1 protein-coding gene and 1 pseudogene are annotated in these 764 nt (G+C 65.3%); both read right to left on the bottom strand.

Features of this window, described 5'->3' with window-relative positions; translation table 11 throughout:
• Window positions 1-43: 43 nt before the first annotated feature.
• Window positions 44-259 (bottom strand): YdcH family protein, encoded by a 216-nt coding sequence (locus tag JMF90_RS39060; protein ID WP_006478692.1) that lies wholly within the window; start codon window positions 257-259, stop codon window positions 44-46.
• Between the two features lie 76 nt (window positions 260-335).
• Window positions 336-764: pseudogene (locus tag JMF90_RS39055) on the bottom strand (hypothetical protein); the annotation flags it as partial.

Here is a 764-nt window from a genome sequence, read left to right as displayed (position 1 = left end):
TGTGTCCAGCGCCCGGGCGGCGCCGGCGCTTGCCAGGCCGCGCTCAGGCGCGCTTATCCGGTTCGAGCTGCGATTGCAGCAAAATGATTTTGTCCTTGGCCGCCAGCTTTTCCTTCTTCAGCCGGTGCAGCGTGATGTCGTCGATGTCGGAGTGTCCTTCCTTCAGCTCGATCTCCCGAGCGAGCTGCTGGTGCTGCTCCTGCAATGCAGCCAAACGGTTGTGCAATTCCTGCTGCTGTTCCGTGTGACGGTTTTGCATACTTGCCTCCTCATCGAAGCAGCGCGACGACTGGCGTGCCGACGCGCCCGAGACTGATCCCGATCAATTCAACACGTTACTGCCCCTGCTGTTGCTGCTGCTTGGCCTTCTCGGCCGCTTCCTGCTGACGCCGCTCGACATCGGCCTTGTGCTGCGCGGCTTCCTTCTGCTTCTGCTCGTAGCGCGTGGCGTTGTCCGCCCGCTCCTGCGCCTTCTGCGCCGCCTGCTGGTGCGCCTGGTCGAGCTTGCGCTGGAAATCCGCCTGCTTCTGGTCGTATGCCTGCTTGCTCGCCGCGCGTTGTGGCCCTTCCGCGCCGCGCTGCGCCTGCTTCAGTGCATTCTGCTCCTGCTTGTCGCGGAATGCAGCCGCGTTCGCCGCGTCGTTCGCCGCCCGCTGCGGCGCTTCCGCCTCGTTCCGGGCCTGCTTCAACGCCTGCTGCTGGTCGCGCTGCTGCGCCCGCACCGCGCGCTGCTCGTCGTTCAGCGCGAGCTGTTCCTGGCGAAT

The sequence above is a fragment of the Burkholderia sp. E168m23 genome, from assembly GCF_016586125.1.
Lineage (GTDB): Bacteria > Pseudomonadota > Gammaproteobacteria > Burkholderiales > Burkholderiaceae > Burkholderia > Burkholderia orbicola.
Note: the sequence above shows the minus strand (reverse complement) of the source record. Positions and strands in the feature narration are given on the sequence as shown.

What these genes read in the sequence shown, in the direction of transcription:
- JMF90_RS39060 (WP_006478692.1), bottom strand. Translation starts at nt 259, where the DNA reads ATGCAAAACCGTCACACGGAACAGCAGCAGGAATTGCACAACCGTTTG.